Raw genomic sequence first — 25,950 nt, 5'->3', positions numbered from 1 at the left:
TATTAATTTTCTCCCAACTCCCCTACCCCTTGACCTTCTCGCGCTCGCTGTAGGTGCCTAACTGGGCAACATCGACTCCCTCATGGCGCAGGAGCCATCGTTTTCGCTCTAACCCGCCAGCGTAGCCAGTCAGAGCCGCATTCACCCCAATCACCCGATGGCAGGGAATGATGATCGACACTGGGTTTAGGGAATTTGCCATGCCAACTGCACGATATGCCGTGGGTTTGCCTAATTGGGCGGCTAACGCGCCATAGGAAACCGTGGTTCCCGCTGGAATGGTGCGTAATGCTGACCACACCTGCCGCTGAAAGGCTGTTCCTCCCGGATTGACAGCGATCGCGTCGAGGGCAGTGTAGTGACCCTGAAAATACGCCTGTAACTGACTGCTGGCTCCCATTGGGTCAGTCGTAGGCTTGACATGAAAGGAGCCATAACGGGTTGTGAGCAGCGTTCGCATCCGGTCTTCGTAATCGACATAATCCAGGGCACAGAGTGACTCCCCATCAGAGACGATGAAGATTGAGCCGATTTCAGTGGCGATCGTGTCAATTAAAAGTTCCATATGACCTGGAGCAGGGTTCATGCGAAGTTTACCACTCTTCCAATCGTTCCTCTCTTACCCACACTCCAATTAAAATTCTCTACAATTCTGGTCTGGTGAATCCCCCTGTTGATATAAAGCGAGTAGGCAGAGTGAAGAACACCATGCAGAGTAAAGTAACACTGCCAGTTGTGTTGTTGAGTGTGATAGCGGCGATCGCCTTTGGGGGATTGTGGTGGCGGGAGAGTCGGCATGTCTATCAACTGACGATTGCAACAGGCAGCAAAGAAGGTGAATATCATGCCTTTGCTCAAGCTCTGGCAACGGTTGTTACGCGCCATCATCCTCGTATTCAAATTACCGTAATTGAAAGCGAGGGAGCCTCTCAAAACATGGAGTGGCTTGAACAGCAGCAGGTACAACTCGCGATCGTGCAAAGTGATACACCGACCCAACCCTCTACTCGTGCGGTTGCCTATCTGTTTCCAGAGGTGTTTCACCTGATGGCGAATGCCAACTCAGGTATTCAAACGGTAAATGATCTGCGTGGAAAGCGTGTCGCTCTGATGCCCAGAGGTAGCGGTTCCTATGCGTTATTTCAATCGTTGAGTCAACACTATCAACTCCAGGAATCAGACTTTACACCAGTCATTCTTTCGCCTCGTGAAGCTTATGCTGCCCTGGGTCGGGGTGAAGTCGATGCCCTGTTTCGGGTGATTGCATTGGGCAACCCCGCGACTGGAGATGTGTTGCGGTCGAGTCGGGCAACCCTCATTCCAATTGATCAGGTGGCATCGTTGCAGTTATCCCTGCCTTACCTGGAACCGATGCTGATTCCCAAAGGCACTTACGACGGGGGCGTGCCGATTCCGCCAAATGATGTTGCTGTAGTTGGGGTTCGAGCCGTTTTGGTGAGCCACGAAGACGTTAACTCAGAGGTCATCCAAGCGATCGCCCAAACGCTGTTTGAATTTCGCAATGAGATTGTTAGCTTGTATCCTCGTGCTGCAACGATCCGGTTGCCTGATGCAGGAGAAAATTTAGGTTTGCCGCTGCATCAAGGGGCTAAAGCCTATTACGACCAAGATCAACCTGGGTTTCTGGTCGAATATGCTGAACTGATTGGCTTATTTATCTCCGTTGCAATCGTTCTAGTGTCTGGTTTTTGGCAGTTTCATTTGTGGTTGTCAGGTCGCCAAAAAAATCGAGCCGATATGTACAACCTGGAGATTTTAGAGGTGATTGACCAGGTTCAGTACATGACCGATTTGCACCAGTTGGAAGCCGCACGCCATCGGCTGTTTGATATTCTCTGCAAAGTGGTTGTTGACCTGGATAAAGACCGTATTTCAGCCGAGTCGTTTCAGTCCTTTACATTTCCGTGGGAAGTGGCGATCGCCACCATTCGTCACCGTGAAATGGTGTTGAGGAGTGAAAAATCTGCATCCCTCAATAACTGATTGTTGAGGTTTCTTGAGTACAACTTGTTGTAAATAAGGTGAATTCGGGACAAGGATTTCGGCGGTTAAAACCGCCGCTATCGGAGCAAAACCGACCTGCGTCGGTTTGTCAAATCATGCCTTTTCCGGAGTCCGCGTCGGTGGACTTCGCTCTAGTAGCCACGAATTCATTCGCCGGACTCTTAAACCGAACTGACGTTAAATAAGGGTGGGAATTGGGGGTGCAGGGGTTCCACTCCTGGTGGGGCACAGCCCCCACACCCCCCTGGTTTTATTTCCAAACCCTATCTGTGAATCACAGTACTTAGCAATGAAAAAGCAGTTCTCAGGGAACTGCTTAAGGTTGACGTTAGGAGAGTGAAATGTGTGCTCAGATAACTAACTACCCGGAGCTTAAAAAGCTACGACAGACTAGTTAACACTAGCGGGTTCCCGGCGAGTTGCTGTGCCATCGGCTTCCAGGGATTGCCCTTCAATAAAGGAACGCAGCATCCATGCCATCTCTTCATGCGCCTCCATCAGACCTGTTAAGAAGTCAGCCGTTCCTTCATCATGGAACTCTTCAGAACAGCGATCGATGTGTTCACGCATGTTGCGAATGATTTGCTCGTGGTCATCCACCAGGCTAGCTACCATTCCAGTTGCAGTCGGGATCTCTTGAGCCGCTTCTTTAATAGACGCAACTTTCAAAAATCCTTCTGCGGTTCCAAGGGGATAGAAACCCAGGGTACGAATCCGCTCAGCCATTGCATCAATGCTTTCAGTTAGAGCCTGATACTGCTCTTCCCACAACTCATGCAGCGTGCGGAACTGAGGACCAATCACATCCCAGTGATATTTTTTAGTCTTGATCAAAAGTAGATAGGCATCTGCTAAATCGCGATTTAGCATCTCTGATACGCCTTGACGTTGTTCTTCGGTTAGTCCAATGTTAAGTTTACGCATGTTGAATGGCTTTTTGATCAACTCCATTTACTAGCTCAACAAATTCATAGATGAGATTCATCGGTCGAATGGAAGACGTGAAAATGAAGTTGATCTAATGATTTAGACGTAGAAATTAGAGGTAGAGAGGGGAATGGGGTAATGGGGAGAGGCGCGATTTATCGCGTCTGGGAATGGGGAGTGGGAAGTGGGTGAATAATACCCCTGATTACTGGCTACTGACCCCTGACCCCTAACCATTGACCATTGACGATTGACCATTGACCAATAACAACTCACTCAAACCTGCTTAAAGTTGAGCGATCGCTGTTGCAATCTGCTCTGAAATAAACGGCAAAATGGCTTCGTTTTGGCTGTGTTCTTTGCCTTCGGTAAAGACGACCAGTAAGTAAGGACGTTGGTCGGGAAGTTCGATGTAAGCAGCATCATGACGAACTCGACTCATCAATCCGGCTTTTGACCAGAGGCGAGCCGTTAAGGGCAATCCGGCTCCTAAAAACCCTGTGACTTGATTTTCGGGATCAGCCGCTAGATCGGCAGGATCGAGACTGCGTTGTAAGAGCGACATCATGGCTTGCGATCGCTCTGCTGAGACGGCAACCCCTCCGACCATGCTGTGCAGTAATCGGGCTGTTGCGTTGGTGGTTAGCCTGTTGCGGTTATCCATCAACTCTCCTAAAAAGGCACGTTCGCGCCCATAGGCTCCATCGCACCAGGTTTTTTGGTTGACGTTAATGCTCTCTAGCTCTGACCACCCCAGGGATTGATAGTAGCGGTTGACTAGATTGCGCTGATGTTTCCAGGTTTCAAACGGAGCAACGGGCAACTCAGGACCACTGGTTGTGCCTGTCAACACATCCACCACTAAACTCGTAGCATCGTTGCTGGAGTCTACAATCATGTCGCGAGTAGCGCGATCGAGTTCTACACCGGGTTGAATCATGCCCTGCTGGAGCCATTCATGAACTGCAACTAGATAAAACAGCTTCACGACGCTGGCGGGATAGATCGACTCTACACCCCGATAGGCAAACCCCCGCACGGGATGTTGCCAAAACTCCTCGGCAGTCAGCGCACCCCCTGTGTTCACGATGACGGGCGGGTCATATACCAGCCAGGTCAATGCCAACTGGTTTTGTGCCAACCTGGGAAATGCTGCCCACGTTGCCTCCAGAACGCGATCGCCCAACGTCTCAAGTTGTTCATCTTTGTTGAAAAATGGCATGGCTGCCCCGCTTTTGACTGATACGTAGTCAATTGTCAATGGTTAATAGTCAATGGTTGATCATGAAAAGTCAACAGTGAAGGGTTGATGGTTGATGGTCAATGGTGAATGGTCAATGGTGAATGGTCAATGGTGAATGGTCAATCGTTCCTGTGCAAACGGGAATTCTCCTAATGCCGAGTTAATGTTAATGCCGATTGACCATTGGCGATTGACCCTTGACTACTGACTATTGGCCCCTGACCATTGACGATCGCCCCTTAACCATTGACGATCGCCCCTTAACCATTGACCATTAACGATTGACGCACAACTAAAATGCTTTATGGTGTCGCTTGCTGAGTTACATGATGTCTGGATGGAGGATCACACCGTTGAATATGAGTGTCAGGCAAATTTAAATCTGTACGATGCTCCCACGCTCAAAACGTTAGCGACTCAAGCTGTCTTTGGGCGACAGTTGCGAATCCTGCCATTGCCCACAACCCCTGAAGCGGTGGCAGATGTCGGGGCAATTCAGGTCTGTTTGTGTGAAGACGCCTATTCTGGATGGATAGCGGTAGAAGACCTGGACATGTTGATGACCGCAGAGGCACCCTACCGCGCGATCGCTGTTTCCGAGATTGAGATTCGCGATCGCCTCCCCCAAGTAATTGCCTATGCCCAAGCCGCGATGAAGCAGCCCAACTATTACCTCTGGGGTGGCACGGTTGGACCCAACTACGATTGTTCTGGGTTAGTGCAAACGGCATTTGCCTCGGTTGGGGTCTGGTTGCCGAGGGATTCTTATCAGCAAGAGGCATTTGTCCAACCCATCTCATTGGACGCTCTGGAACCGGGAGATTTGCTCTTTTTTGGTAAGCCAGAACGGTGCAGCCATGTGGCACTCTACCTGGGCAATGGAGAATACATCCACAGTTCGGGTAAAGAGCAGGGACGCAATGGCATTGGTATCGATCGCCTCTCTGAGGAGGGTGATGCAGTCAGTCAGGCATATTTTCGGCAGTTTCGGGGTGCAGGGCGGGTCACAGCAAGTTTTGTGCCCGCGCAGAGAGACGTGCAACCTAGCGGAGAGCCAGCATGAAAGTAAAGTCGATACTGCGTTGGGCGATCGTTGGCGGGACGCTGTTTTTTCTCGGAGCGGTGTTGCGAAACCAGTGGGCTGAGGTGCAGTCAATTCGCCTTGATGCGGTTGGGGGGCTGTGGTTGGCGATCGCGCTGCTCGTGACTCTATCGGCTCATATCTGGTCGGGTTGGGTCTGGAGCCTGATTTTGCGCGAGTTGGGGCAACCTGCTAATGGGCTATGGGGTGTAGCGGTCTATCTGCGCACGAACATCGCTAAGTATCTGCCAGGAAATATCTGGCACTTCCTGGGGCGGATCAAAGCGGCTGAGTCGGCAGGTTATTCTACCAGTGCCGCTGTGTTGAGTGTGGTACTGGAGTCACTGTTGATGGCGGCGGTTGCGCTGGCTCTGGCGATCGCAGGTCGGTTACAAAATTGGGGCATTCATGCCGTGATTCTGGTGGGTTTGCTGATTGTGTTTCACCCCAAAGTCCTGAATCCTTTGCTACAAATGGCTCAGCAGTTCAAGACAAAAGGTACGGCGATCGCGTCCAACGCCTCTCCACGGTTGCAACGCTATCCAGGTATTCCTCTGATGGGGGAATTTGGCTTTGTCAGTCTTCGAGCGACGGGATTTTTGTTTGTGCTTCAGGCATTACAGCCTGTTCCCGTGGATCAGGTGCCTGCGCTCCTCAGTGCCTTTAGCTTTGCCTGGTTGCTGGGATTGGTCGTTCCGGGTGCGCCCGGTGGTCTGGGGGTGTTTGAGGCAACGGCGATCGCCCTGATTGGGGAACCGTTTTCAGATGGGGTCGTGCTCAGTGGTGTCGCGCTTTATCGGTTAATCAGTACTTCGGCTGAGGCACTTGGGGCAGCTTTTGCGTCTTTAAACAAAAATCCGGCAACGGATACCCCTAAAATCTAAAGATTGACTAAATGTTCCATTTAGTAGACTGCTGATCCATTAGGTGCCGCGATCGCGTATGAGCCAATCCCTACTGCCTGAAGACTATCCTGCTAATTTGCTAACGGTAGATGAACCTGAGGTATCCGTCGTGGTGCCGATTTACAACGAGGTTGAGAGTTTGCCTCAACTGCTAGAGGCGATCGCCACAACGTTGAAACAGAGCCATCTCAACTATGAGATTGTCTGTGTGGATGATGGGTCGCGGGACGGTTCAGCGGAATGGCTCCGCCAGGAGGCTTTGAAGCGGGCAGATTTGCGGGCGGTCTTGCTGCGCCGCAACTATGGGCAAACGGCAGCGATGGCAGCGGGTTTTAAGCACGCGATCGGTCGAGTGATTGTCACGCTGGATGGTGATTTGCAGAATGATCCCGCCGATATTCCTCGACTCTTAGCCAAGCTGGAGGAGGGCTATGACCTGGTGAGTGGATGGCGCAAACAACGACAGGATGCCGCGTTGACCCGGCTATTGCCCTCTAAAATCGCCAACTGGTTGATTAGCCGTGTGACGGGTGTGGTGATTCATGACTATGGCTGTTCTCTTAAGGCATACCGGGCTGAGGTTGTCACCGATTTGAACTTGTATGGCGAACTGCATCGCTTTTTGCCAGTATTAGCCTTTATCGAAGGGGCACGCATCGCCGAAATGCCCGTGTTGCATCACAGTCGGCGTTTTGGTCAAAGCAAATATGGGTTGGGACGCACCTTTCGCGTGTTGATGGATCTGCTGACGATTTTCTTCATTAAGAAATTTTTAACCCGTCCCATGCATGTGTTTGGCTTGTTTGGGTTGCTGGCGATCGCAGCGGGAGTCGGTCTGGGGTTGTATCTGACCTTTGTCAAACTGGTAATTGGTGAACCGATTGGCGATCGCCCCCTGCTCATTTTGACGGTGTTGCTGCTGACCACCGGGGTTCAACTCTTCAGCTTTGGGTTGCTCGCTGAACTCTCGATGCGAACCTACCACGAATCACAGGGTCGTCCCATCTACCGTGTCCGTGAGGTCATTGGGGCAGGGCATGTGCAACGCCCCCGCAATGGCGACAAAACGGTGCTTTGAATGCGGGGACGTGAGCAGTGGGATACCACATGGTATTATGCCCACTAGCGATTTCGATATTGCTAAATGTAAAGAAGCTTTCCTTAAAGAAAAGCATGTTCAAAACAATTACCAAAACGCGACTCGTGAATAGCCTGTTTCTGATAGGCTTTCCTGTCGTTTATGTGGTCTCTTATATCGTTATCAGCCATCAAAAAGGTCCCTATTATTGGACACCCAATCAAGACCCTGACTATGCCTATTTAATGGATTCATTAAATATCGTCAACGGTCGAAGTCCTGGTATTTTTCAACATCCTGGCACGACAGCACAGACCCTGGGAGCTTTTGTAATTATTGTTAGTTACTGGCTTCAGTCCCTATTTAATTCTGGAATTGCTTCTGTGAATGAAGTCGTGTTGAGCAATCCAGAACTTTACCTGGAGCTAACCAATTACGCCATCATCGGCTTGACAGCTATTTGTTTGGGGTTACTTGGGTTCGTTTGCTATTACATTAGTCAGAACATTTTTCTGAGTTTGATTTTGCAAACAACCCCTTTTGTCATGTCACTGTCGATCGCTGAACATGAGCCGAGCCGAGTCGCTCCCGAAGGGTTATTGTTTTGTGCCAGTCAGTTATTAGCTACTCTTTTAGTCGTTTATTTATTTAAGCCAACGGTTGAGCGATCGCCCTGGTTTTCGATTAGCTTAGGCATTGTCTTTGGGTTTGGTTTGGTGAGCAAATTCACCTTTCTACCCATGCTGTTGTTTTTTGTCGTCGTTCCAGGAATTCGACAAAAACTATTAACAGGCATTTCAACAGTAATTACCTTCTTTGTAGGAACCCTACCTATTTTTGACAAGTACAGTAACGTAGGAAATTGGTTTGTTGCGTTGGCAATTCGCGATGAACCCTATGGTCGTGGAGAGGTGCAATTAATCAATGTCGAAACGATTCTAAAAAATCTCTACCGCCTCTCCCAAAGAGATGGTTTGTTGCTCTACTTGACCGGAATCTTGTTGATTGGCTGTATTGGATTATTTCTACTTTCAAAATATGGCAAAGGTGAGTTCAGAATTAATCTCAATGATGTCGCTACAAAACGGTTACTTTGGATTTCTAGCCTGACGACGATCGCCATCATCGCGCAGTTATTGCTCACCGCTAAGGAATATTACCAGAGCCGCTATTTGATGCCCTCTATTGGGCTTGCAGGCTTCATTATGTTCCTGATTATTCAGTTGTATTTACCTGTGATTTTGGCTCTGGGACGTAATCTGTTAGATCGCGCCAGTTTAACGGAGTTTGTGTTGGCGATCGCATTGGGGTTGGCGATCGCACTGGGAATCTATCAGACCTACACGGCATCTCGGTTAATCGTTGAGCGCAGTGCCATGTTTCGCGCAGATACCGCCCAAATTCAAACCCTTTTGAGTAGCCCGGAATATAGTTCCTGTGTTTTAACCCAATCCAGACGTGCTTCAACTGTGCCTGCTGCACTGCACTTCGCGCAATTTTGGACAGGCAAGCAGTTTAGTGACGTGCTCACACAACTCTATCCGCAAGCGTTGTTTCACAATGAGGACAGCAAAATATACGAGAACTATAATCAACGGGTAACACTAGAGGATATCTCTGAACAGGGACAACGTTGTGTGCTCTTTCAGACGAATCCATTGAGGGGTCGTCGTCTCAAAATATATGGACCCAATCAACCTATTGAGGAGATCTTTGCAGGGAAAGCCGAAGCTCTCTACCGTATCAAAACGATGGATGAAGGGGCTTAAGCTCTATAGTTGCGATTTCAATCGTCAAGCACAAAAGACGGATAGCAACTGTCGAGATAGTTGTCGTACTAAATTAAATCGCGATCGCTGCAAATGTTTGTAGGGGTAGGGTTAGCCAGTAAGTCTATTGCATTACCGTATTAGTGTCGTTTTTCTAATTCGATTGTCATAAACATGGCTAAATATCGATTGAACGGTGACAAAATCCACTCGATCAAATCAACAATTGGATAACACCACGATGGCAACAATTGTCTAAACGATAACCCACCGCTCAATAAATATTTGAATGGGGTGTGTAAACGAATCGATCGCAACCGCAACTCTGGAAACTCTTTTTTGAATATCTCTACATCTCTAAAAAAGATGATCCAGGGAATGGCAATATTTGCTCCAGTGAGTGGTCCTCCCTCTTCAAACCCCCAACCCCCCTGGTCGTCAAACGGTTCTGGATGAAAATTGCTAAAAATAAACTTGCCCCACAAGGTGTTAGCAGGTTCAATCATCACCACTTTGCCACCAACCTTCAGGCATCGCTGCATTTCCCGGAAAAACTGCCGCGAGTCTTTGATGTGATGCAGCACATCCGTCATGAGAAACGCGCTAACACTATTATCTGCAAGCGGAATATCTAACGCTGAAAAGACCTTGTCTACGCCATCGTAGGGCAACACGTCGGACGTAATGAGTTGGGGCAACTCAGTCTTCAGGAAGCTTGCTCCACTTCCCAGTTCAATCAGATCGCCATCGGCTGGAACCGTTTTGATGCGGCTCAGAATATCGCGGTAGAAGCTTTTGTAGGTGTTTACTAGAAACGGTTTGCGTTTAATAATGCGCCGAATAACGTAAATGCTATCCGGATCGTCATGATCGCTAATTTGAAGCTCTTGAGGTAACTTCAATCCGCCTAGTAAACCTTGTTTTCCCATGACAACTGTATTGCACTTGTATTGCAGTAATTGGTATTGCGTGAATCACAGATGTTTTCTGATCACAGCTTGAAGGCTTCGATCAACAACGATCCGCCGATTTGTTTGAGGAACGTTTTAGAGATTAAAGTCTCTAACTTAATCACCGCATCAATCCACTTTTCAGGAACTGAGGGATGCAGAAACTCGTACGGCGTGACAGTGATGCGAGAGAAACCTGCCCGTTTGAGCGATCGCCGAATTTGCCATGCCGTAAAGGCGTACTCGTCAGGGCTATCGCCTAGCCGTTTCTTAATTGGCGGAATCGTCTTCTGGATGAAAATCTGTGGATTCAACAAATTAGGCTCTGAAAAGCGCACTACCCCACCGGGCTTGAGCTTGTGATAGAACCCCTGGAGCGCGAGATTCCAGTCGAGATGGTGCAACACCGAGCACCCGATAATCGCATCAAAGCTATTGTCAGGAACCTCCAGATTGTGGGCATCCATTGCTGCGAACTGGGCTGAGGGTGCTCTCGTTCGAGCAATGTTGATCAGGTCTTCGCTGATGTCGATCGCCATCAGATTCGAGTAGACATCTGCCAAACCCACCGTAAAGGTGCCGGAACCTGCCCCCACTTCTAAGACTTGACCGTCGGCGTTGGGAAGTGCCTGTGCCAGATAATTAAAGCGACGCTTCCACCGAATTTGACCTGCGGGGGTTTTCCATCCCCAGTTATTTTCTTCAGTGGCGATAATCACCTTACCGTGTTGCCGTTCTCGCTCGAGTCGTTCTTGCAGGTTCATAGATAAGCAGAGGATGTTAAAACAAATCTAAGGGGCGATCGCTTCTAGATATCCCAGAAAGCAGGGTTGTTGGGTGAGAAGAGGCTAGTAACGCCCCTGACCGCTAAGAGATGAACTTAACAGACCATAGAGCCTGCCAAACTACTCTCAGCATGATAAAACCATTTCTGATGCGTTTCGTCATCTTGGTAGTGCCCTCCAAACGCTCAAAATAGCGTACTGGCAACTGAGTAATCTTTAAGCCATAGCGAGATGCACCAAAAATCAAGTTGTAATCACCCCAAACATCGGTGTTTTTCAAATTGGTTTTCATCTCTTCAAACAGTTGCCAATCTCTCCGCCAGTAGACTTTGGTGCCACACAGCGTATCGGTGGTTCGCTCCTCCAGCACATAGGTAAACAGGATGGAGAATCCCCAGTTGCCGACAATGTTGGCAAAGCGCATTGCTCCGGCTTCACCGGGATAGACTAAGCGAGTGCCGTGGATGAAATCTGCGCGGCGGCGGCGCATCGCCTCATAAAACTGAGGCAGGTCTTCGGGAATGACGGTTAAATCCGCATCCAAAATCATACAGATGTCACCCGTTGCATACTTCATCCCTTCCCGGACGGCTTCGCCTTTACCTTTGCCCAGGCCCTGCACCAGAACAATATTTTTGTCGGGGAATCGTTGCTGGAAGTAGAGGATTTTTTCCTCGGTTGTATCGGTGCTCTTGTCATTGATAAAGAGGATCTCAACAGATTGACCAAAGGAGGGCATCCGACGAATAACCGCCTCAATATTGTTTTCTTCGTTTTTGCAAGGAACAAGAACTGTTGTTGAGTAATCTCTGGGGCTACCCTCTGCACTTTTTCGAGCGATAAAAATGCTGTTGAGCGAGAGATTTTGTAACCCTGGCAGACGCACCAAAAAGTTGTCAAAGATTGAACTGAGAATTGGAATTTGACGAGGCAGCATAAATCGCCGAATCTTTTTAACGTGCTCCCATCCAGACATTTCCAGGAAGCATTCTAAATCGCTATCAAAATAGAAATTGCCAATGCCCCGACGTCTAGAAAACCCAAGAGAAGCGGCTAATTCAAACAAGGGTGCCCAGAGACAGTTGAAGTTGGTGAAGAGTACCTTTGCATGGTCGGGCAGCTTACGACGTAACTGGGAAAAGAACTCAATAATGTCGTAAATGTCAGTCACAGGGTCAACGATTAAGACATATTCAATCGTTGAAATGTCGTAGTCAGGGTCTTTCAGTCGCTCACTGAAAGCAACAATATCTTGAGTATTGTGCAGCCAGATTTGTTGCTCTGGAGGGATGTGAGAGGGAATGATCGATCGATAGAATTTAGTTAACCGTCGCCGCCAGTGAGGGGTAATAACGCCATCTTGAAGCGTGCTTTGAAGAGACGTTTTGCGGTTAAGCTTGGGGTTCTCTAAAATCGATCGCGTCATAATGTTTTTAGAATAGTAGTGAATGAATCCCTGAATTTGCTCTCGACGGTTGTCTGCTTAACAGCAAAACAATACACGAAGGTTGACTGGTGAAGGCTTACGGTGGTGTAAGACTGCGATCGCCAAGCTTACGACTGCCAGGTTGTGAGCAATTGAGAACAATTTCTTGCTGAAAGCAATTTTGTAAAGAAAAAATAAAGGGACGTCAAAAAGATAATAATACATTTTTTGCGAATCTTATCGTTTGCGAAACTTATCACCCAGTTCATTGCCACCCGTCTGTGACAAAAAATCCCCGTCAATCTGCGTTTTTAGCCCTCCGAGCAGTGCAACGAGGAGCATTTGTCGATGTTGCGCTCGATCGCGAGTTGCAACGCGAGGTGCTAGCTGACCTCGATCGCAGCCTATGCACTGAGTTGGTGTATGGTTGTGTCCGACAGCAACGAACATTAGATGCTCTCATCGATCAACTCGCCACCAAAAAAGCGCAACAACAACCCCCCGATCTAAGACTGATCTTGCATCTCGGTTTATATCAATTGCGCTATTTGCACCATATCCCGGCATCGGCGGCCGTCAATACCACCGTCGAGTTAGCAAAAACCAATGGTTTGCAAGGGCTAACCGGATTTGTCAATGGGGTGCTACGGCAATACACCCGCTTAAGTGAAAACGGTCAACCGCAACAGACCGACCCTCTACAACTGCCAGATGATCCGGTCATGGCATTGGGGATGCAATACAGCTATCCGGATTGGATTGTGCGCGTGTGGTTAGAGCAATTTGGCTGGGCAGACACCGCCGCGCTCTGTCAGGCATTCAATCAACCCCCGCACATTGATCTGCGAGTGAATCGGTTGCGGAGTTCCGTTGCAGAGGTGGCAACCGTGATGCAACAGGCAGGTATTGCGATCCCCCCCTTTCCTCCCCTACCGGATGCGTTGCGCTTGCTCAAGCCTGTGGGGTCAATTCGACAACTCCCCGGTTTTGAAGAGGGTTGGTGGGCAGTGCAAGACGCCAGTGCTCAACTGGTGAGCCATCTGCTCGATCCTCAGCCTGGAGAGACGATTATCGACGCCTGCGCTGCGCCCGGTGGAAAGACAACCCATATCGCTGAGCTTATGGGCGATCGCGGTGTGATTTGGGCGTGCGATCGCACCCCTTCTCGGCTCAAACGCCTGCAAGAGAACGTGCGACGATTGGGTTTAACCTCGATTCAAGTTTGCACTGAAGATAGCCGTCACATTCCCCAATTTGCTAACCAAGCCGATCGCGTGCTGATTGACGCACCGTGCTCTGGGTTGGGAACGTTGCACCGTCATGCAGATGCTCGGTGGCGACAAACCCCCGATTCAGTCGTAGAACTCGCCCAACTGCAAACGGAACTGCTGACCGAAGCAGCAACCTGGGTGAAACCGGGAGGAGTGCTTGTCTATTCCACCTGCACCCTGCATCCCTTAGAGAATGAGGCGATCGCTCAACACTTCCTGGCAAACCATCCCAACTGGCAGATTGAGCCTCCCGCAGGGGATCATCCCGCTACTCAATTTGTCACACCCCAGGGATGGATAAAAGTCTTGCCCCATCACCATCAAATGGATGGATTTTTTATGGTGCGATTGCGGCGATCGCCTGAAAGTTAAAGAACTTCGGTATTGCTTCGGTAGGGGTGAACAACTGCTCGCCCCCACCAACTTTACTTATGACAGGTTGTACTGAGCATCTAACCTAACTTTGTTGGATCTCATCATCCACTTCAGGAACGATGTCAGGACGCTCTTTGTCTTCCCATCCGGGTGGACGCTTAGAGTTATACCAGGCGATTGACCCGATACTTACCGCCGCAATGAAACCAACGATATACACTAGCGTAAAAGAAATAGGGAAATGACCACCCGCATTATCTAGCCCGGCGGCGGCTTCCATTAAAGTCATCATGTGTAATTAACCCCTATACAAAGACTAATTCAAACTATAAAACAGACTATAAAGAGAACCTAGGGTGAGGCATCCTTCTTAAGTATGTCAGTTTCTTCGTCAACAAAATTTTCTGCGATTCTGCAACCACTCCAGCAGGGGTTGATCGTCTCCTGTCAGGCTCCGGTTGACTCGCCGTTGCACGAACCGTCGGTGATTGCGGCGATCGCCCAGGCATCGGTTAACCGGGGGGCGGTGGCAGTGCGAATTGATACCCCTGCTCATGTGGAGGCAGTGCGATCGCGAGTCACCGTTCCCATCATTGGGCTATGGAAGCGGCAAATTTCGGGCTATGACGTGTACATCACGCCGCAGTTTGAGCATGCTGAAGCGATCGCCACTGCCGGAGCCGATATCATCGCGATTGATGCAACACTGCGATCGCGTCCCGGTGGCGAAACCGTTGCCACATTGATTGAACAAATTCACACCCAACTTAGTAAGCCCGTTATGGCAGACGTCGATACCTTAGAAGGGGCGATCGCCGCTGTTGAGGCAGGAGCCGATATCGTCGGTACGACCCTTTATGGCTATACCGATGCTACTCGCCACCTGACCCCCCCTGGGTTTGATCTGCTTCATCAACTTGTGGCGCAAATTGAGGCATTTATTATTTGTGAAGGAGGAATTTCGTCCCCCCAAATGGCACGACAGGCACTCGACTTGGGGGCAGATGCGGTCGTGGTAGGCACGGCAATTACAGGCATTGACCTGCTCGTGCAGCAATATCGTGCCGCGATACAGAAGTGATTACTAAGTACAACTCGTCGTAAATAGGGGTGGGAATTTGGGGTGCAGGGGTTCCACCCCTGGCTGGGGCGCAGCCCCCACACCCCCTTATGTCCTAATGCATATGCGTAGGGCTATAGGACAAGGGGATTAAGCTCCTTGTTCATTATGGGCTTTGAGTTGCCCTGACAATGGTAGCTACGGCTATAACTGCGGTTTCAACTGCAACGGTGTTGCTGATCCAATCTATGAATTTTGTAGGGACGTTTCGCGAAACGCCCCTACAGCGGTGGTCAATTTTTGAGAATTACATCTGCATTCCCCAATGTCTAACCGCAGCCATAGCAACTGAACGGTTTGTTAGGGCATCTCTCAAGCTGCAACATGATGTACTGCTTGCCTTTCAACCTCAGTCCTCAATCCTCAGTCCTCAGTTCTCATTTCTCAGTCCTCAGTCCTTTGCATTCCTGCGTTTAGTAAAGCTTTGCCCTGAGGACGAATAATTCAGCCTATGATCTATGCCATAAGGTGAACCATCGCGTTACGAAATCTTTCACATAAGCCTCGACTTCGTTCTTTTGCGGCTCTTTTCCGCGATCGCTCCAAGTCTTTAGGACATTCAAAAAACAGCAAATTTGGCAATAGTCATCGGTTTCATCCCTTGCCTATCAGCCCTATAGCTGCTCAAGGAGACAAAAGATGTCCTAAAAATCCCTCTACACCAAGTGAATGTCATTAGGCAAAGGGGGTCTAACCCCTCTTTTTCGTTGATTAATCCTTTAATTGCTTGATTTCTCTCAGTTTTATACTCTGGACGGCAATCATTCTTAACGAAAACCGCCCTGAAATTATCTTGCAAAAGCCTGAAATTGAGGGAACTATACAGATAGGGCTTTATGTGTTTTAAATAACACTTTAATTTTGATTATGTCTTATTACCCCATAAGAGTCCTTGTTATCGAAGATGATGAGGACGACTTCATCATTACCCAAGGGTTATTTGCTGAAATTCAGCACAGTCGGTTTAGCCTGGATTGGGTCAATACGGATGATGCAGCTTTAGAAATTATTCTTAAAAATCAGCATGACGTTTATTTGGTCGATTATCGACTGGGATCTACAACTGGGCTGGAGCTGATCCAAACGGCGATCGCCTCAGGTTGCAAGGCACCGATGATTTTGGTAACGGGGCAGGGCGATCTGGATGTTGATATCGCTGCGATGAAGGTTGGGGTTGCCGATTATCTGGTTAAAGGAAAATTTGATGCTCTATTACTAGAGCGATCGATTCGTTATGCCATTGAACGAGCCCGAACGCTGGAGGAACTGCGACAAGCCCTGCGGGACAATGATCAACTGGCATTGGCGATTGAAAACGTAACCACAGGGGTCGTTATTACCGCACCTCAGCTACCCGACAACCCGGTGATCTTTGTAAACCCTGCTTTTACAGCGATTACAGGGTTTACTCCCGAAGACATCATGGGAGAGAACTGTCGCATGTTGCAGGGACCGGGCACCGATGCAACCGTGATTGAGGAAATTCGGCAGGCGATCGCTGCGCGTCAACCTATCTCCTGCACGCTCCTGAACTACCGCAAGGATGGCACTCCCTTCTGGAATGACTTGCAAATTAACCCGGTGTTTGATGCTCAAGGCAAGCTAACCAGTTTTATCGGGCTACAAAACGATGTCACGGCTCGCAAACAAGCAGAAGAAGCATTAGAGCGGTTGCGCCATTTGCATGAGTTGATTCTAAACTCGGCTGGAGAAGGCATTTACGGCATAGACTTGCACGGCAATGGAATTTTTCTCAATCCTGCGGCGGCTCGCATGTTGGGCTGGGAAGTAGATGAGCTGATTGGCAAACCGATTGATGCTATTTTGCATCACGCGAATCCTGAGCTTCCTCCCCCGGAAGCTGCTTGCCTGATTGAAACCACGCTCCGCGACGGCATTGTGCATCACGTTGATAATGATGTGTTTTGGCGCAAGGATGGCACTTGTTTTTCGGTGGAATACATCAGCAACCCTATCTGGGAAGATGGGCAACTGATGGGAACGGTCGTAACCTTTCGAGATGTGACCGAACGCAAACGCTCAGAAGAGGCACTGCGAGAGAGTGAAGAACGTTATGCTCTGGCAGTGCAGGGAGCCAATGATGGCATTTGGGATTGGAATCTGAAAACCGGGGATTTTTATTTCTCACCCCGCTGGAAAGCGATGTTGGGCTATGGGGAAGACGAGATTGGGGCAAACCAGTTTGAGTGGTTTAATCGCATTCATCCCGAAGATCGCCATCGAGTCGAACGCGAAATCACGGCTCATCTCGACGGGTTGACCCCCCATTTTGAAAACGAACATCGCATGTGTCACCGAGATGGCACCTATCGCTGGATGTTGAGTCGGGGGTTAGCCGTTCGAGATGCAGAAAACAACGTCACTCGCCTTGCTGGCTCTCAAACCGACATCACGGCTCACAAGCAGGCTGAGCAACGATTGTTGCATAATGCGCTCTATGACACGTTGACTGACCTGCCAAATCGCGCGCTGCTGATGGAGCGGTTGCACTATGTGGTGCAGTGGGCACAACGCCATCAAAACTACAGTTTTGCAGTCCTGTTTTTGGATCTCGATCGCTTTAAGGTGGTCAATGATAGCCTGGGGCACATGATGGGCGATCGCCTGTTGATTGCGATCGCCCGCCGCCTCTCAAACTGTCTGCGTCCCGGTGATACGATTGCCCGTCTTGGTGGCGATGAGTTTGTCATTTTGTTGGAGGGCATTCAGGATTCCAAGGATGTGACATCGGTTGCTGACCGCATTCAAAACGAGTTATCCCAACCGTTTAATCTGGATGGGCATGAGATTTACACCAGTGCCAGCATCGGCATTGCCCTCAGCGGCAATGAGTACGACTCGGCAGTAAATGTGCTGCGGGATGCGGACACCGCCATGTATCGAGCGAAGGCATTGGGCAAGTCACGCTATGAAATCTTCGATCGGGGAATGCATGTGTCTGCGGTGGCTCTCTTGCAGCTAGAGACTGACCTGCGACGGGCGATCGATCGCAAAGAATTGCAGATTTACTATCAACCCATTGTGTCGCTCAAGCATAGTCGTTTGGATGGGTTTGAGGCTCTGTTGCGTTGGTGTCATCCTGAACGCGGCATCGTGTCTCCTGCTGAATTCATCCCGATCGCTGAAGAGACGGGGCTAATTCTTCCAATTGGCCTGTGGGTGTTGCAGGAAGCCTGTGCCCAAATGCGAGCATGGCACTTGCAATTTCCTGACAGACTCCCGTTAACTGTTAGTGTTAACCTGTCCGGCAAACAGTTCACCCCGGAATTGATTACTCACATTAAACACATCCTGCGTCAGACTCAACTGAGTGCTAAATACCTGCGGCTGGAAATTACCGAAAGTGTGTTGATGGAAAATACAGACTCGGCTGCCATGATGTTGTCAGAATTGCAAGCCATGGGCATTCGGTTGTCCATGGATGACTTTGGCACAGGGTATTCATCCCTCAGCTATTTGCATCGTTTCCCGATTGATACCCTGAAGATCGATCGCTCCTTCATCAGCAAGATCGACCATGATGGTGAACAATTGGCGATTGTCCGGACGATCATGACCCTCGCCTGGAACCTGGGAATGGATGTCATCGCAGAAGGCGTCGAAACTTTAATGCAGGTTGCCCAGTTGCGTTCCTTAAAATGTGAGTATGGGCAGGGTTATTTCTTCTCAAAACCACTGGACATCCAGGCGGTTGAGCGATTGATTGCTAAGGAATTGACCTGGGAGCCCCCTCGTAACGTCGTCTCCTTGCAATGAGTGATTCTCAACTCTATGCGGATTTGGTTGAACAGATGCCAGTCGGGTTGGTCGTTTGGCACTTAGATCATCCTGATGATGCAGCTACATTTCAACTGCTTGCTATCAACGCTTTAGCAAGAGAAATTTTGGGACTTCCCCGGCAAGAAGAGTTGCAACAAGGATATGACCCATTTCCAGCATTCCTCAAAATTGAGATGCCAGAAGTCTATGCGGAGGTGGTTCGCTCAGGTGTATCTCGTGATCTGGGAGAGTTGCGCTATCGCGATCGCCACCGAGTTGAGCGCATTTACTCCGTCAGAGCCTTTCCCATGTCGCAGCAGCGGTTGGGGGTGATGTTTGAGGATGTCAGCGATCGCGTCCGGGCGGAAGAACAATTGCGCCAGTCAGAACAGCGGCTCTCGTTTCACGTTCAACAGACTCCTCTGGCGTTTATTGAGTGTAATGGACGCGGCACCATTGTTGAGTGGAACCCAGCCGCTGAGCGGATCTTTGGCTACAGCCGACAAGAGGCGATCGGGCAACCTGTTCTTGATTTAATCGTGCCACTGAATGCACACCATGACCTGGAACGGGTCTGGCAACAGTTACTGCGGCAGTTGGGTGGGAGTCGCAACACCAACCCCAATGTCACCAAAGAAGGAAAAACTATCATTTGTCAGTGGTACAACACGCTGTTGATGGCGGAGGATGGTGAAATCATCGGCATTGCATCTCTGGCAGAAGACGTGACCGACCGACGCAGGACGGAAGCTGCTTTGCGTCAGAGTGAGGAATTTTTGCGGAGCATTTACGAGGGCATTGCAGGTTCCATCTTTGTGGTGGATGTGCTCGAAACGGGAGATTTTCGATTTGCAGGCATTAATCCTACCCATGCCCAACTCACTGGAATTGCCCTGGAACAACTGTTGGGTAAAACACCAGAAGATGTGTTGCCCCCAGCGGCAGCGATCGCCGTTCGACAGCGATATCAAGAGTGCGTTACCGTTGGCAAACCTATCACCTATGAGGAATGCCTCCCTTTTGAAGGGGTAGACACCTGGTGGATCACGAAATTGACCCCGTTGTACAACGAGCAAAACCGCATTTACCGCTTGATTGGCACCAGTATCAACATTAGCGATCGCAAACGGATTGAACTAGAACTCAGACAAGTGGCTCTGCGCCTGGAAGTCAGCAATCGCGAATTGCAGGATTTTGCCTCTGTGGCGTCCCATGATTTGCAGGAACCACTCCGCAAGATTCAGGCATTTGGCGATCGCCTCAAAGCCAAATACGCCGAGGTTCTGACCCATGAAGGACAGGATTACCTGCAACGGATGCAAAATGCAGCAAACCGGATGCAAACGCTGATTAACGACCTACTCATGTTTTCTCGCGTTACCACCAAGGCACAACCATTCGTGCCCGTAAATCTGACAATAACGGTGCAAGATGTCTTGTCAGACCTGGAAATTCAAATTCAACAGGTAGGGGCACAGGTCAACGTCGGAGATTTGCCAACCGTTGATGCTGATCCATTGCAAATGCGACAACTGTTCCAAAACTTGATCAGCAATGCTCTCAAATTCCACAGTCAAGCTCCTCCCATAGTCCAAATCAACGCTCAAATCCTTTCCACAGACTCAAATTCAGCGGTTTCTCAGAGCACCCATAAGCAGTGCCAAATTACCGTGTCAGACAATGGCATTGGCTTTGATGAAAAATATCTCGATCGCATCTTCACCGTTTTTCAACGGCTTCATAGCCATAGTGAATATGAAGGCACCGGGGTTGGGTTAGCCATTTGCCGTAGGATCGTTGAACGACATGGAGGGCAAATTCAAGCCCACAGTACTCCCGGACAGGGAGCCACATTTGTGGTGACCTTACCTGTAAGCAATGTGAGGTGAATTCGTGGCACATAAACCGCATCGATCCATCACAATCTTGATGGCAGATGATGACGAAGACGATCGCATGTTGGCAAGCGAGGCATTAGCAGAATGTCGCTTGATGAACGACTTACAATTCGTTGCCGATGGTGAAGAATTGATGGAATATCTGTATCAGCAGGGTCGCTATGCTCAAGCTGGAAGTGCTCCACGACCTGGGCTGATTTTGCTCGATCTGAATATGCCGCGCAAAGATGGACGCGAAGCATTGAGAGAAATTAAAGCATCTCCAGAGTTACGTCACATTCCAATTGTTGTATTAACCACGTCCAAAACTGAAGAGGATATATACCGCAGCTACAATCTGGGAGCTAGCTCGTATATTACAAAGCCTGTGACTTTTGAGTCGCTCGTTAACGTGATGAAAGCGATCGGGCAATACTGGTTTGAGATCGTCGAATTGCCTCCTGATGACAGTCGGCAAGAGGAACCAGGAAAAGGGGAATAGAGAGTGAAGCGTAGGGATGGAAGAGAAAATAATACACTCCACCTTACTCCTTTACTCCTCTATCCCTCTATTCCTCAAAGCAGCACAGGCTCTATTGAGCTGTGCCACCACAATAAGTATTGACCTCATTCACCAATGGGGTCTCCTGGTCAGTTGCTGTCTGTAGAGCAGTGTATGCCGCTTCTGCACCCTGGCTATTGTTTGCATTGACCGCCGTGACCAGGTCACGGGTTGCTTTGCTCGTATCGGCATACATCGTTACAAACCGTTGCTTAAAGGCTTGGAGTGACTCATCAGATAACTCCAAAGCTTCCATAGATGCCCTGGCTTGATCTGCGGTTTCCGCAATTTGGGTCATTGCATTCACATCTTGAGGATTGGCACTCGTCGTGATGGCTTGAACATCTGATACTGCCTTATTAGCGACCTCAATGAGTTTGTTGCATTGGGAAACTTTACTTTCACCACAACTTGCTGCTAAAACACTTACGGCAGCAAGCATCGAGATAACGATCCCACGCTTACGAAAAGAAGGCATTCACATTCTCCTACAGTGATTACGTTGCTCTGCTGATCCAGGGCAGTTAGACATCGGCTGGATTGAGATGCATCATTTCCCAGGTGGTGTAAGTGCCAATCGGACTCCACAACAGATAGGGGATTAAGAGTGCAGCCGCTAACCCAGACAGTGGCAAAACTGTTGCAGCGAGCAATAGTGCCAAGATAGCACCCGCACCGCCAATGATTACACCAACTTTGAGACTCCGCAACGCAAGCATCACCGTATTGTAGGAAAGCGTTACAACTTCTAACAAGATGTAAAGTCCCATCATGAACCAGGTTTTGGGTGTGCCGGGTTCTCGTTCCCAAACGAGATAGGCTGACCAGGCAGCACAGGTAAACACAATTGTCCAAATAATGGGGATGAGTTTCTCAAACGTTAACCAACGGGGTCGCCGCAAACGGGCAAACCACTTGACCCCCTTTGGTCTTAAGAAAACATTACTGAGAATGGCAAGTGCGATCGCCACTCCTCCAATGACCATCCAAGATTTGATCATGACTTGTCCTTAGCTGCCAGGATGATATGTGATTCCACCCGCAGTGAGGACGGAACCAAAATAATCCTTGCAGATTGCTCAGGGGTTTGAATCAATCTCCAGATCAGTCTCTCTGCAAACAATGTTATACAGACCGCGTTGTTATACAGACCGCGTTTCCAAGCAGGATCTAGGAACGAGAAACTTATTTTTGCAACGTCTTTTATCCGAAGATGTTGCCAAAGAAATCGATCGCCTCTTTCAAGGTCACGATAAAGGTATCGATCTCTTCGCGGGTGTTGTAGAAATACAAACTGGCTCTGGCGGTGGATTGTGCCCCAAGATGGCGGTGCAATGGTTGAGTGCAGTGATGCCCTGCTCGAATCGCAATTCCGGCTTGATCCAGAATGGTGGAGAGATCGTGGGGATGAACGGTTCCGGCCGTAAAGGAGGCAAGAGCAGCGCGACCTTCGCCATTGGCATCGGGTTTGGGGCCTAACAAGCGCAGTTCAGAAATCGGCAGCAGTTGTTGCCAGAGATAGGCGTTTAGCTCAGCTTCGTAAGCGTGAATGGCATCCATGCCGATGCTGCCTAAGTAATCGACTGCTGCACCGAGGGCGATCGCCTCAGCAATGGCGGGAGTACCTGCCTCAAACTTGTGGGGCAGATCCGCATAGGTCGAGTGATCGAGGAACACATCGGCAATCATCTCACCCCCACCCAAAAACGGAGGCATCGATCGCAACACATCCAACTTTCCGTAGAGGAAGCCAATGCCTGTGGGAGCACACATCTTGTGACCCGACGCCACTAGCCAATCACAATCGATCGTCTGCACGTCAACTGGCATGTGGGGCACGCTCTGACACGCATCAATCAAGACTCTTGCGCCGTACTGATGGGCTAGTGCCGTGATCTCCTCGACCGGGTTAATGCAACCCAGCGTGTTAGACACATGCACCACGGAAACGAGCTTGGTTTTGTCAGAGAGCAACGACTTAAAATGCTCCAGGTCAAACTCTTGAGTGTCAGTCAGTTCAACAAACTTCAACACGGCTCCAGTCCGGGCTGCCAGCATTTGCCAGGGAATCAGGTTGCTGTGGTGCTCCATCACTGACAGGATAATCTCATCCCCCGGAGTCAGGTTGGTTGAACCCCAGGCATAGGCAACCAGATTAATCGCCTCAGACGCGTTGCGCGTGTAGACAATCTCGTTGCGAGAGGCAGCGTTGACAAAGGCAGCGACTTTGTCCCGTGCCCCTTCATAAGCGTCAGTTGCGCGTGAACTCAGCGTGTGAACGCCCCGATGCACGTTCGCGTTGTCATGCTCATAGTAGTACTGCAACGCCTCAATCACCGCTCTGGGTTTCTGCGAGGAAGCCGCATTATCAAAATAAATCAGCGGTTTGCCATGAATCTCCTGGTGCAGGATCGGGAAGTCAGCACGGACTTTTGCAGCGAGGGTTCTTTCTTGAGCGAGAGTCATAGGAGCAAGGGGTGAGGTAGAACGTAGGGCGATTAAGAAGCAACCAAAACTATTACTAATTGGAAATGAGTTGAGCCAGAGTTTTTTGGAGAGCACTCGACGGAATTTGCTCTAGAATTTCGTAGGCAAAGGCATAAATCAGCAGGTTGCGGGCAGTGTCGGCATCAATGCCTCGGCTTTGTAGATAGAAGATCTCATCTGCATCCAGTTGACCAACCGTTGCCCCGTGAGTACATTTCACGTTATCTGCCACGATCTCAAGCTGGGGTTTAGTGTCTACCCGTGCTTTCGAAGAGAGCAACAGGTTGCGGTTGAGTTGTCCGGCATCTGTCAGTTGTGCTGCCTTGGGTACAAATACCTTACCGTTAAAAACAGCGTGTGCCCGGTCATCGATGATACATTTGTGCAGTTGACGGGTGCTGCCATAGGGCTTTGTCAGGGCGATCGCACTGTGGGTGTCAGAAAGCTGTTCTCCCCGAATCATCGTCAACCCATTCAATGCGGTGAAAGTCTGCTCTCCGGTCTGGTAAATCTCTAGATTGTGACGTGAAAGCTTGCCACCTAAACTGACTGCATTGCAGGTATAACGAGAGTCACGAGCCTGGGAAACAGCCGTTTTGCCAATGTGAAAGGCAGCCTGATTGTCCCTCTGAACTCTAGTATGGTTTACCTCAGCGTTCTCGGCGAGCCAGATTTCCGTCACGGGATTGGTGAAATAACCGCCGTGATCTAGTGAGACATACTCTTCAAGCACGGTAGCGCGACTGTTGGCTTCAGCTACGACCAGACAGCGCGGATGAGAGATAGTGGAATCGGCCTGACTTGTGGAGATAAAGAGCAGGTGGATGGGTTGCTCAATGCTCTGATTTTTCGATACCCAAATCACCGCACCATCCTGAAAACTGGCTGTATTGAGTGCTGTGAAGACTTCCTCTGTGCCAGACTGTTTGCCTAGATAGTGTTGTAGCGGCTGCGTATACTGACCACCGATTAGATTTCCAGCGACCATTCCAGCTTGAGCAACGGGCGTGGATAGCTCAGGGGCAAAAATGCCGTCAATGAAGACTAAGCGGCACTCGGCTTCAGGCAGTTTGAATGCTTCAATGTCGGTAATGTGGGGTGAGCGATCGCCCACCCGAAAAGAGGTCTGTACCAACGGTGACAGATCCGTGAACCGCCACTCTTCATCACGAGTCGAGGGAATCGCCAGTTCCTGAACTCTAGCGGCTGCACTGTCTCGCAGGGATTGCAACCAGGGTTGAGTTTCTGGCTGTAACGAAGGGCTGTTGATGGTTGGACGGAGAGCCAGAAGGGACTGTAGGTAAGCAGCCCGCTCATCTCCTCGCTGAACCGTTGCAACACCGGAAGTTTGAATCGTCATGACAGGGCTGCCTCCGCTTCTTCTTCGCGCACCCAGTCATAACCTCGTGCTTCCAGTTCCAATGCCAACTCTTTGCCACCCGTGGTGAGAATACGTCCGCCCTCCATCACATGCACGTAATCAGGCACGATGTAGTCGAGCAGGCGTTGGTAGTGGGTGATCAGCAAGATTGAGTTGTCAGGAGTTGAAAGTTGATTGACTCCGCTGGCGACAATTTTGAGTGCGTCAATGTCTAGCCCTGAATCTGTTTCATCCAGAATCGCCAGAGTCGGTTCCAGCAACGCCATCTGGAGAATTTCATTGCGCTTCTTCTCGCCCCCAGAAAAACCCTCATTCACACTGCGATTGAGGAAATTAGGGTTCATTTTGACGACATCCAGCTTTTGCCGCACAAGATCATCAAAATCAAAGGCATCCAGTTCTTCTAATCCCTCGTGTTTGCGCTTGGAGTTGTACGCCACCCGCAAAAAGTCAAGGTTGCTGACGCCGGGAATTTCCAACGGGTATTGAAATGCCAGAAACACGCCCGATCGCGCCCGGTCTTGGGGTTCCATTTCCAGCAGGTCTTGACCCAGATAGGTCACTTCACCCCCAGTCACGGTGTACTGAGGGTGCCCTGCCAGAACTTTCGAGAAGGTGCTTTTGCCGGAACCATTCGGTCCCATAATGGCGTGGATCTCTCCGGCTTTGATCTCCAGATTCAGCCCTTTAAGGATGGGTGTACCATCCACCTCAGCCGTTAAATTTTTGACCGACAAAACGGTTTTGCTGTTTTCAACAATCACTACTTCACTCCTTAAAGGTCTGTCTCTTGTAGTTGAGCAATGCGCTTGAGAATTTGGAGAACGGGGTAGAGCGAATTGCTCTGGTTGCGGAGGTCAAACTGATCGGAGGTGGCGTATTTGTTGATTGAACCTTGCACCATTGCC

Annotated in this window: 25 protein-coding genes; 11 read left to right on the top strand and 14 right to left on the bottom strand. The window is 49.6% G+C overall.

What is annotated here, in order from left to right; all coding sequences use genetic code 11:
* Nucleotides 1-22: 22 nt before the first annotated feature.
* Nucleotides 23-565: a methylated-DNA--[protein]-cysteine S-methyltransferase gene (locus tag H6G89_RS27350; RefSeq protein WP_190512603.1), complete on the bottom strand. Its 543-nt coding sequence runs from the start codon at nucleotides 563-565 to the stop codon at nucleotides 23-25.
* Nucleotides 566-708: 143 nt separating this feature from the next.
* On the opposite strand from H6G89_RS27350, the gene H6G89_RS27345 reads away from it, so the two are divergent.
* A complete protein-coding gene (locus H6G89_RS27345) occupies nucleotides 709-2,004 on the top strand; it encodes a TAXI family TRAP transporter solute-binding subunit (RefSeq protein ID WP_190512601.1) in 1,296 nt (431 codons plus the stop codon).
* Between the two features lie 411 nt (nucleotides 2,005-2,415).
* On the opposite strand, the gene H6G89_RS27340 is transcribed toward H6G89_RS27345, so the two are convergent.
* The 3 genes from H6G89_RS27340 to H6G89_RS27330 form a co-directional block, all read right to left on the bottom strand.
* The gene (locus H6G89_RS27340; protein ID WP_190512599.1) at nucleotides 2,416-2,949 is read right to left on the bottom strand and encodes a Dps family protein; all 534 of its coding nucleotides are present in this window, start codon (nucleotides 2,947-2,949) and stop codon (nucleotides 2,416-2,418) included.
* 102 nt (nucleotides 2,950-3,051) lie between these two features.
* The gene (locus tag H6G89_RS27335; RefSeq protein WP_190512597.1) at nucleotides 3,052-3,210 is read right to left on the bottom strand and encodes a hypothetical protein; all 159 of its coding nucleotides are present in this window, start codon (nucleotides 3,208-3,210) and stop codon (nucleotides 3,052-3,054) included.
* A gap of 28 nt (nucleotides 3,211-3,238) precedes the next feature.
* Complete coding sequence (locus H6G89_RS27330) at nucleotides 3,239-4,174, bottom strand: serine hydrolase (RefSeq protein WP_190512595.1); 936 nt, start codon at nucleotides 4,172-4,174, stop codon at nucleotides 3,239-3,241.
* 325 nt (nucleotides 4,175-4,499) lie between these two features.
* On the opposite strand from H6G89_RS27330, the gene H6G89_RS27325 reads away from it, so the two are divergent.
* The 4 genes from H6G89_RS27325 to H6G89_RS27310 all read left to right on the top strand — a co-directional run bounded on the left by H6G89_RS27325 (nucleotide 4,500) and on the right by H6G89_RS27310 (nucleotide 9,028).
* Nucleotides 4,500-5,258 (top strand): C40 family peptidase, encoded by a 759-nt coding sequence (locus tag H6G89_RS27325; protein ID WP_190512593.1) that lies wholly within the window; start codon nucleotides 4,500-4,502, stop codon nucleotides 5,256-5,258.
* Nucleotides 5,255-6,160: a lysylphosphatidylglycerol synthase domain-containing protein gene (locus H6G89_RS27320; protein WP_190512591.1), complete on the top strand. Its 906-nt coding sequence runs from the start codon at nucleotides 5,255-5,257 to the stop codon at nucleotides 6,158-6,160. Before H6G89_RS27325 ends, H6G89_RS27320 begins: the two co-directional genes overlap by 4 nt.
* Before the next feature lie 58 nt (nucleotides 6,161-6,218).
* Entirely contained in the window at nucleotides 6,219-7,259 is a 1,041-nt protein-coding gene (locus tag H6G89_RS27315) for a glycosyltransferase family 2 protein (RefSeq protein ID WP_190512583.1), read from the top strand.
* Between the two features lie 95 nt (nucleotides 7,260-7,354).
* Nucleotides 7,355-9,028 carry a hypothetical protein gene (locus H6G89_RS27310; protein WP_190512581.1) on the top strand — a complete coding sequence of 558 codons (1,674 nt, stop codon included), beginning with the start codon at nucleotides 7,355-7,357 and terminating at the stop codon, nucleotides 9,026-9,028.
* 140 nt (nucleotides 9,029-9,168) lie between these two features.
* Here H6G89_RS27310 and H6G89_RS27305 read toward each other — a convergent pair whose 3' ends face one another.
* The 3 genes from H6G89_RS27305 to H6G89_RS27295 form a co-directional block, all read right to left on the bottom strand.
* Nucleotides 9,169-9,957 (bottom strand): methyltransferase domain-containing protein, encoded by a 789-nt coding sequence (locus tag H6G89_RS27305; protein ID WP_190512578.1) that lies wholly within the window; start codon nucleotides 9,955-9,957, stop codon nucleotides 9,169-9,171.
* Nucleotides 9,958-10,019: 62 nt separating this feature from the next.
* Entirely contained in the window at nucleotides 10,020-10,742 is a 723-nt protein-coding gene (locus tag H6G89_RS27300) for a class I SAM-dependent methyltransferase (protein WP_190512576.1), read from the bottom strand.
* A gap of 103 nt (nucleotides 10,743-10,845) precedes the next feature.
* Nucleotides 10,846-12,189, bottom strand: coding sequence for a glycosyltransferase family 2 protein (locus tag H6G89_RS27295; RefSeq protein ID WP_190512574.1), 1,344 nt, complete (start codon nucleotides 12,187-12,189; stop codon nucleotides 10,846-10,848).
* Between the two features lie 281 nt (nucleotides 12,190-12,470).
* Here H6G89_RS27295 and H6G89_RS27290 point away from each other — a divergent pair, with 281 nt between their 5' ends.
* Nucleotides 12,471-13,832: a 16S rRNA (cytosine(967)-C(5))-methyltransferase gene (locus tag H6G89_RS27290; RefSeq protein ID WP_190512572.1), complete on the top strand. Its 1,362-nt coding sequence runs from the start codon at nucleotides 12,471-12,473 to the stop codon at nucleotides 13,830-13,832.
* An 85-nt stretch (nucleotides 13,833-13,917) separates the two neighbouring features.
* Here H6G89_RS27290 and psb35 read toward each other — a convergent pair whose 3' ends face one another.
* Entirely contained in the window at nucleotides 13,918-14,127 is a 210-nt protein-coding gene (psb35, locus tag H6G89_RS27285; protein ID WP_190512570.1) for a photosystem II assembly protein Psb35, read from the bottom strand.
* An 84-nt stretch (nucleotides 14,128-14,211) separates the two neighbouring features.
* Here psb35 and H6G89_RS27280 point away from each other — a divergent pair, with 84 nt between their 5' ends.
* The 5 genes from H6G89_RS27280 (at nucleotide 14,212) to H6G89_RS27260 (ending at nucleotide 21,114) form a co-directional block, all read left to right on the top strand.
* Complete coding sequence (locus tag H6G89_RS27280) at nucleotides 14,212-14,916, top strand: N-acetylmannosamine-6-phosphate 2-epimerase (protein ID WP_190512568.1); 705 nt, start codon at nucleotides 14,212-14,214, stop codon at nucleotides 14,914-14,916.
* A 170-nt stretch (nucleotides 14,917-15,086) separates the two neighbouring features.
* Nucleotides 15,087-15,398 (top strand): hypothetical protein, encoded by a 312-nt coding sequence (locus H6G89_RS27275; protein WP_190512566.1) that lies wholly within the window; start codon nucleotides 15,087-15,089, stop codon nucleotides 15,396-15,398.
* 424 nt (nucleotides 15,399-15,822) lie between these two features.
* The gene (locus H6G89_RS27270; RefSeq protein WP_190512564.1) at nucleotides 15,823-18,732 is read left to right on the top strand and encodes an EAL domain-containing protein; all 2,910 of its coding nucleotides are present in this window, start codon (nucleotides 15,823-15,825) and stop codon (nucleotides 18,730-18,732) included.
* Nucleotides 18,729-20,624 carry a PAS domain S-box protein gene (locus tag H6G89_RS27265; protein WP_190512562.1) on the top strand — a complete coding sequence of 632 codons (1,896 nt, stop codon included), beginning with the start codon at nucleotides 18,729-18,731 and terminating at the stop codon, nucleotides 20,622-20,624. The genes H6G89_RS27270 and H6G89_RS27265 overlap by 4 nt, the downstream gene beginning before the upstream one ends.
* A 4-nt stretch (nucleotides 20,625-20,628) precedes the next feature.
* Complete coding sequence (locus H6G89_RS27260; protein ID WP_309230107.1) at nucleotides 20,629-21,114, top strand: response regulator; 486 nt, start codon at nucleotides 20,629-20,631, stop codon at nucleotides 21,112-21,114.
* A 91-nt stretch (nucleotides 21,115-21,205) separates the two neighbouring features.
* On the opposite strand, the gene H6G89_RS27255 is transcribed toward H6G89_RS27260, so the two are convergent.
* The 6 genes from H6G89_RS27255 to H6G89_RS35925 all read right to left on the bottom strand — a co-directional run bounded on the left by H6G89_RS27255 (nucleotide 21,206) and on the right by H6G89_RS35925 (nucleotide 25,946).
* On the bottom strand, nucleotides 21,206-21,652 hold the full coding sequence (locus H6G89_RS27255; RefSeq protein WP_190512560.1) for a hypothetical protein: 447 nt from the start codon (nucleotides 21,650-21,652) through the stop codon (nucleotides 21,206-21,208).
* A gap of 46 nt (nucleotides 21,653-21,698) precedes the next feature.
* Entirely contained in the window at nucleotides 21,699-22,175 is a 477-nt protein-coding gene (locus H6G89_RS27250) for a TspO/MBR family protein (protein WP_190512558.1), read from the bottom strand.
* A 202-nt stretch (nucleotides 22,176-22,377) separates the two neighbouring features.
* Nucleotides 22,378-23,640, bottom strand: coding sequence for a SufS family cysteine desulfurase (locus H6G89_RS27245; RefSeq protein WP_190512555.1), 1,263 nt, complete (start codon nucleotides 23,638-23,640; stop codon nucleotides 22,378-22,380).
* A 55-nt stretch (nucleotides 23,641-23,695) separates the two neighbouring features.
* Nucleotides 23,696-25,021, bottom strand: coding sequence for a Fe-S cluster assembly protein SufD (gene sufD, locus H6G89_RS27240; protein WP_190512553.1), 1,326 nt, complete (start codon nucleotides 25,019-25,021; stop codon nucleotides 23,696-23,698).
* Complete coding sequence (gene sufC / locus H6G89_RS27235; RefSeq protein ID WP_190512551.1) at nucleotides 25,018-25,806, bottom strand: Fe-S cluster assembly ATPase SufC; 789 nt, start codon at nucleotides 25,804-25,806, stop codon at nucleotides 25,018-25,020. Before sufC ends, sufD begins: the two co-directional genes overlap by 4 nt.
* 11 nt (nucleotides 25,807-25,817) lie before the next feature.
* A complete protein-coding gene (locus tag H6G89_RS35925; RefSeq protein ID WP_255519518.1) occupies nucleotides 25,818-25,946 on the bottom strand; it encodes a hypothetical protein in 129 nt (42 codons plus the stop codon).
* Nucleotides 25,947-25,950 lie beyond the last annotated feature (4 nt).

Source organism: Oscillatoria sp. FACHB-1407 (assembly GCF_014697545.1).
Classification (GTDB): Bacteria; Cyanobacteriota; Cyanobacteriia; order Elainellales; family Elainellaceae; genus FACHB-1407.
Note: the sequence above shows the minus strand (reverse complement) of the source record. Positions and strands in the feature narration are given on the sequence as shown.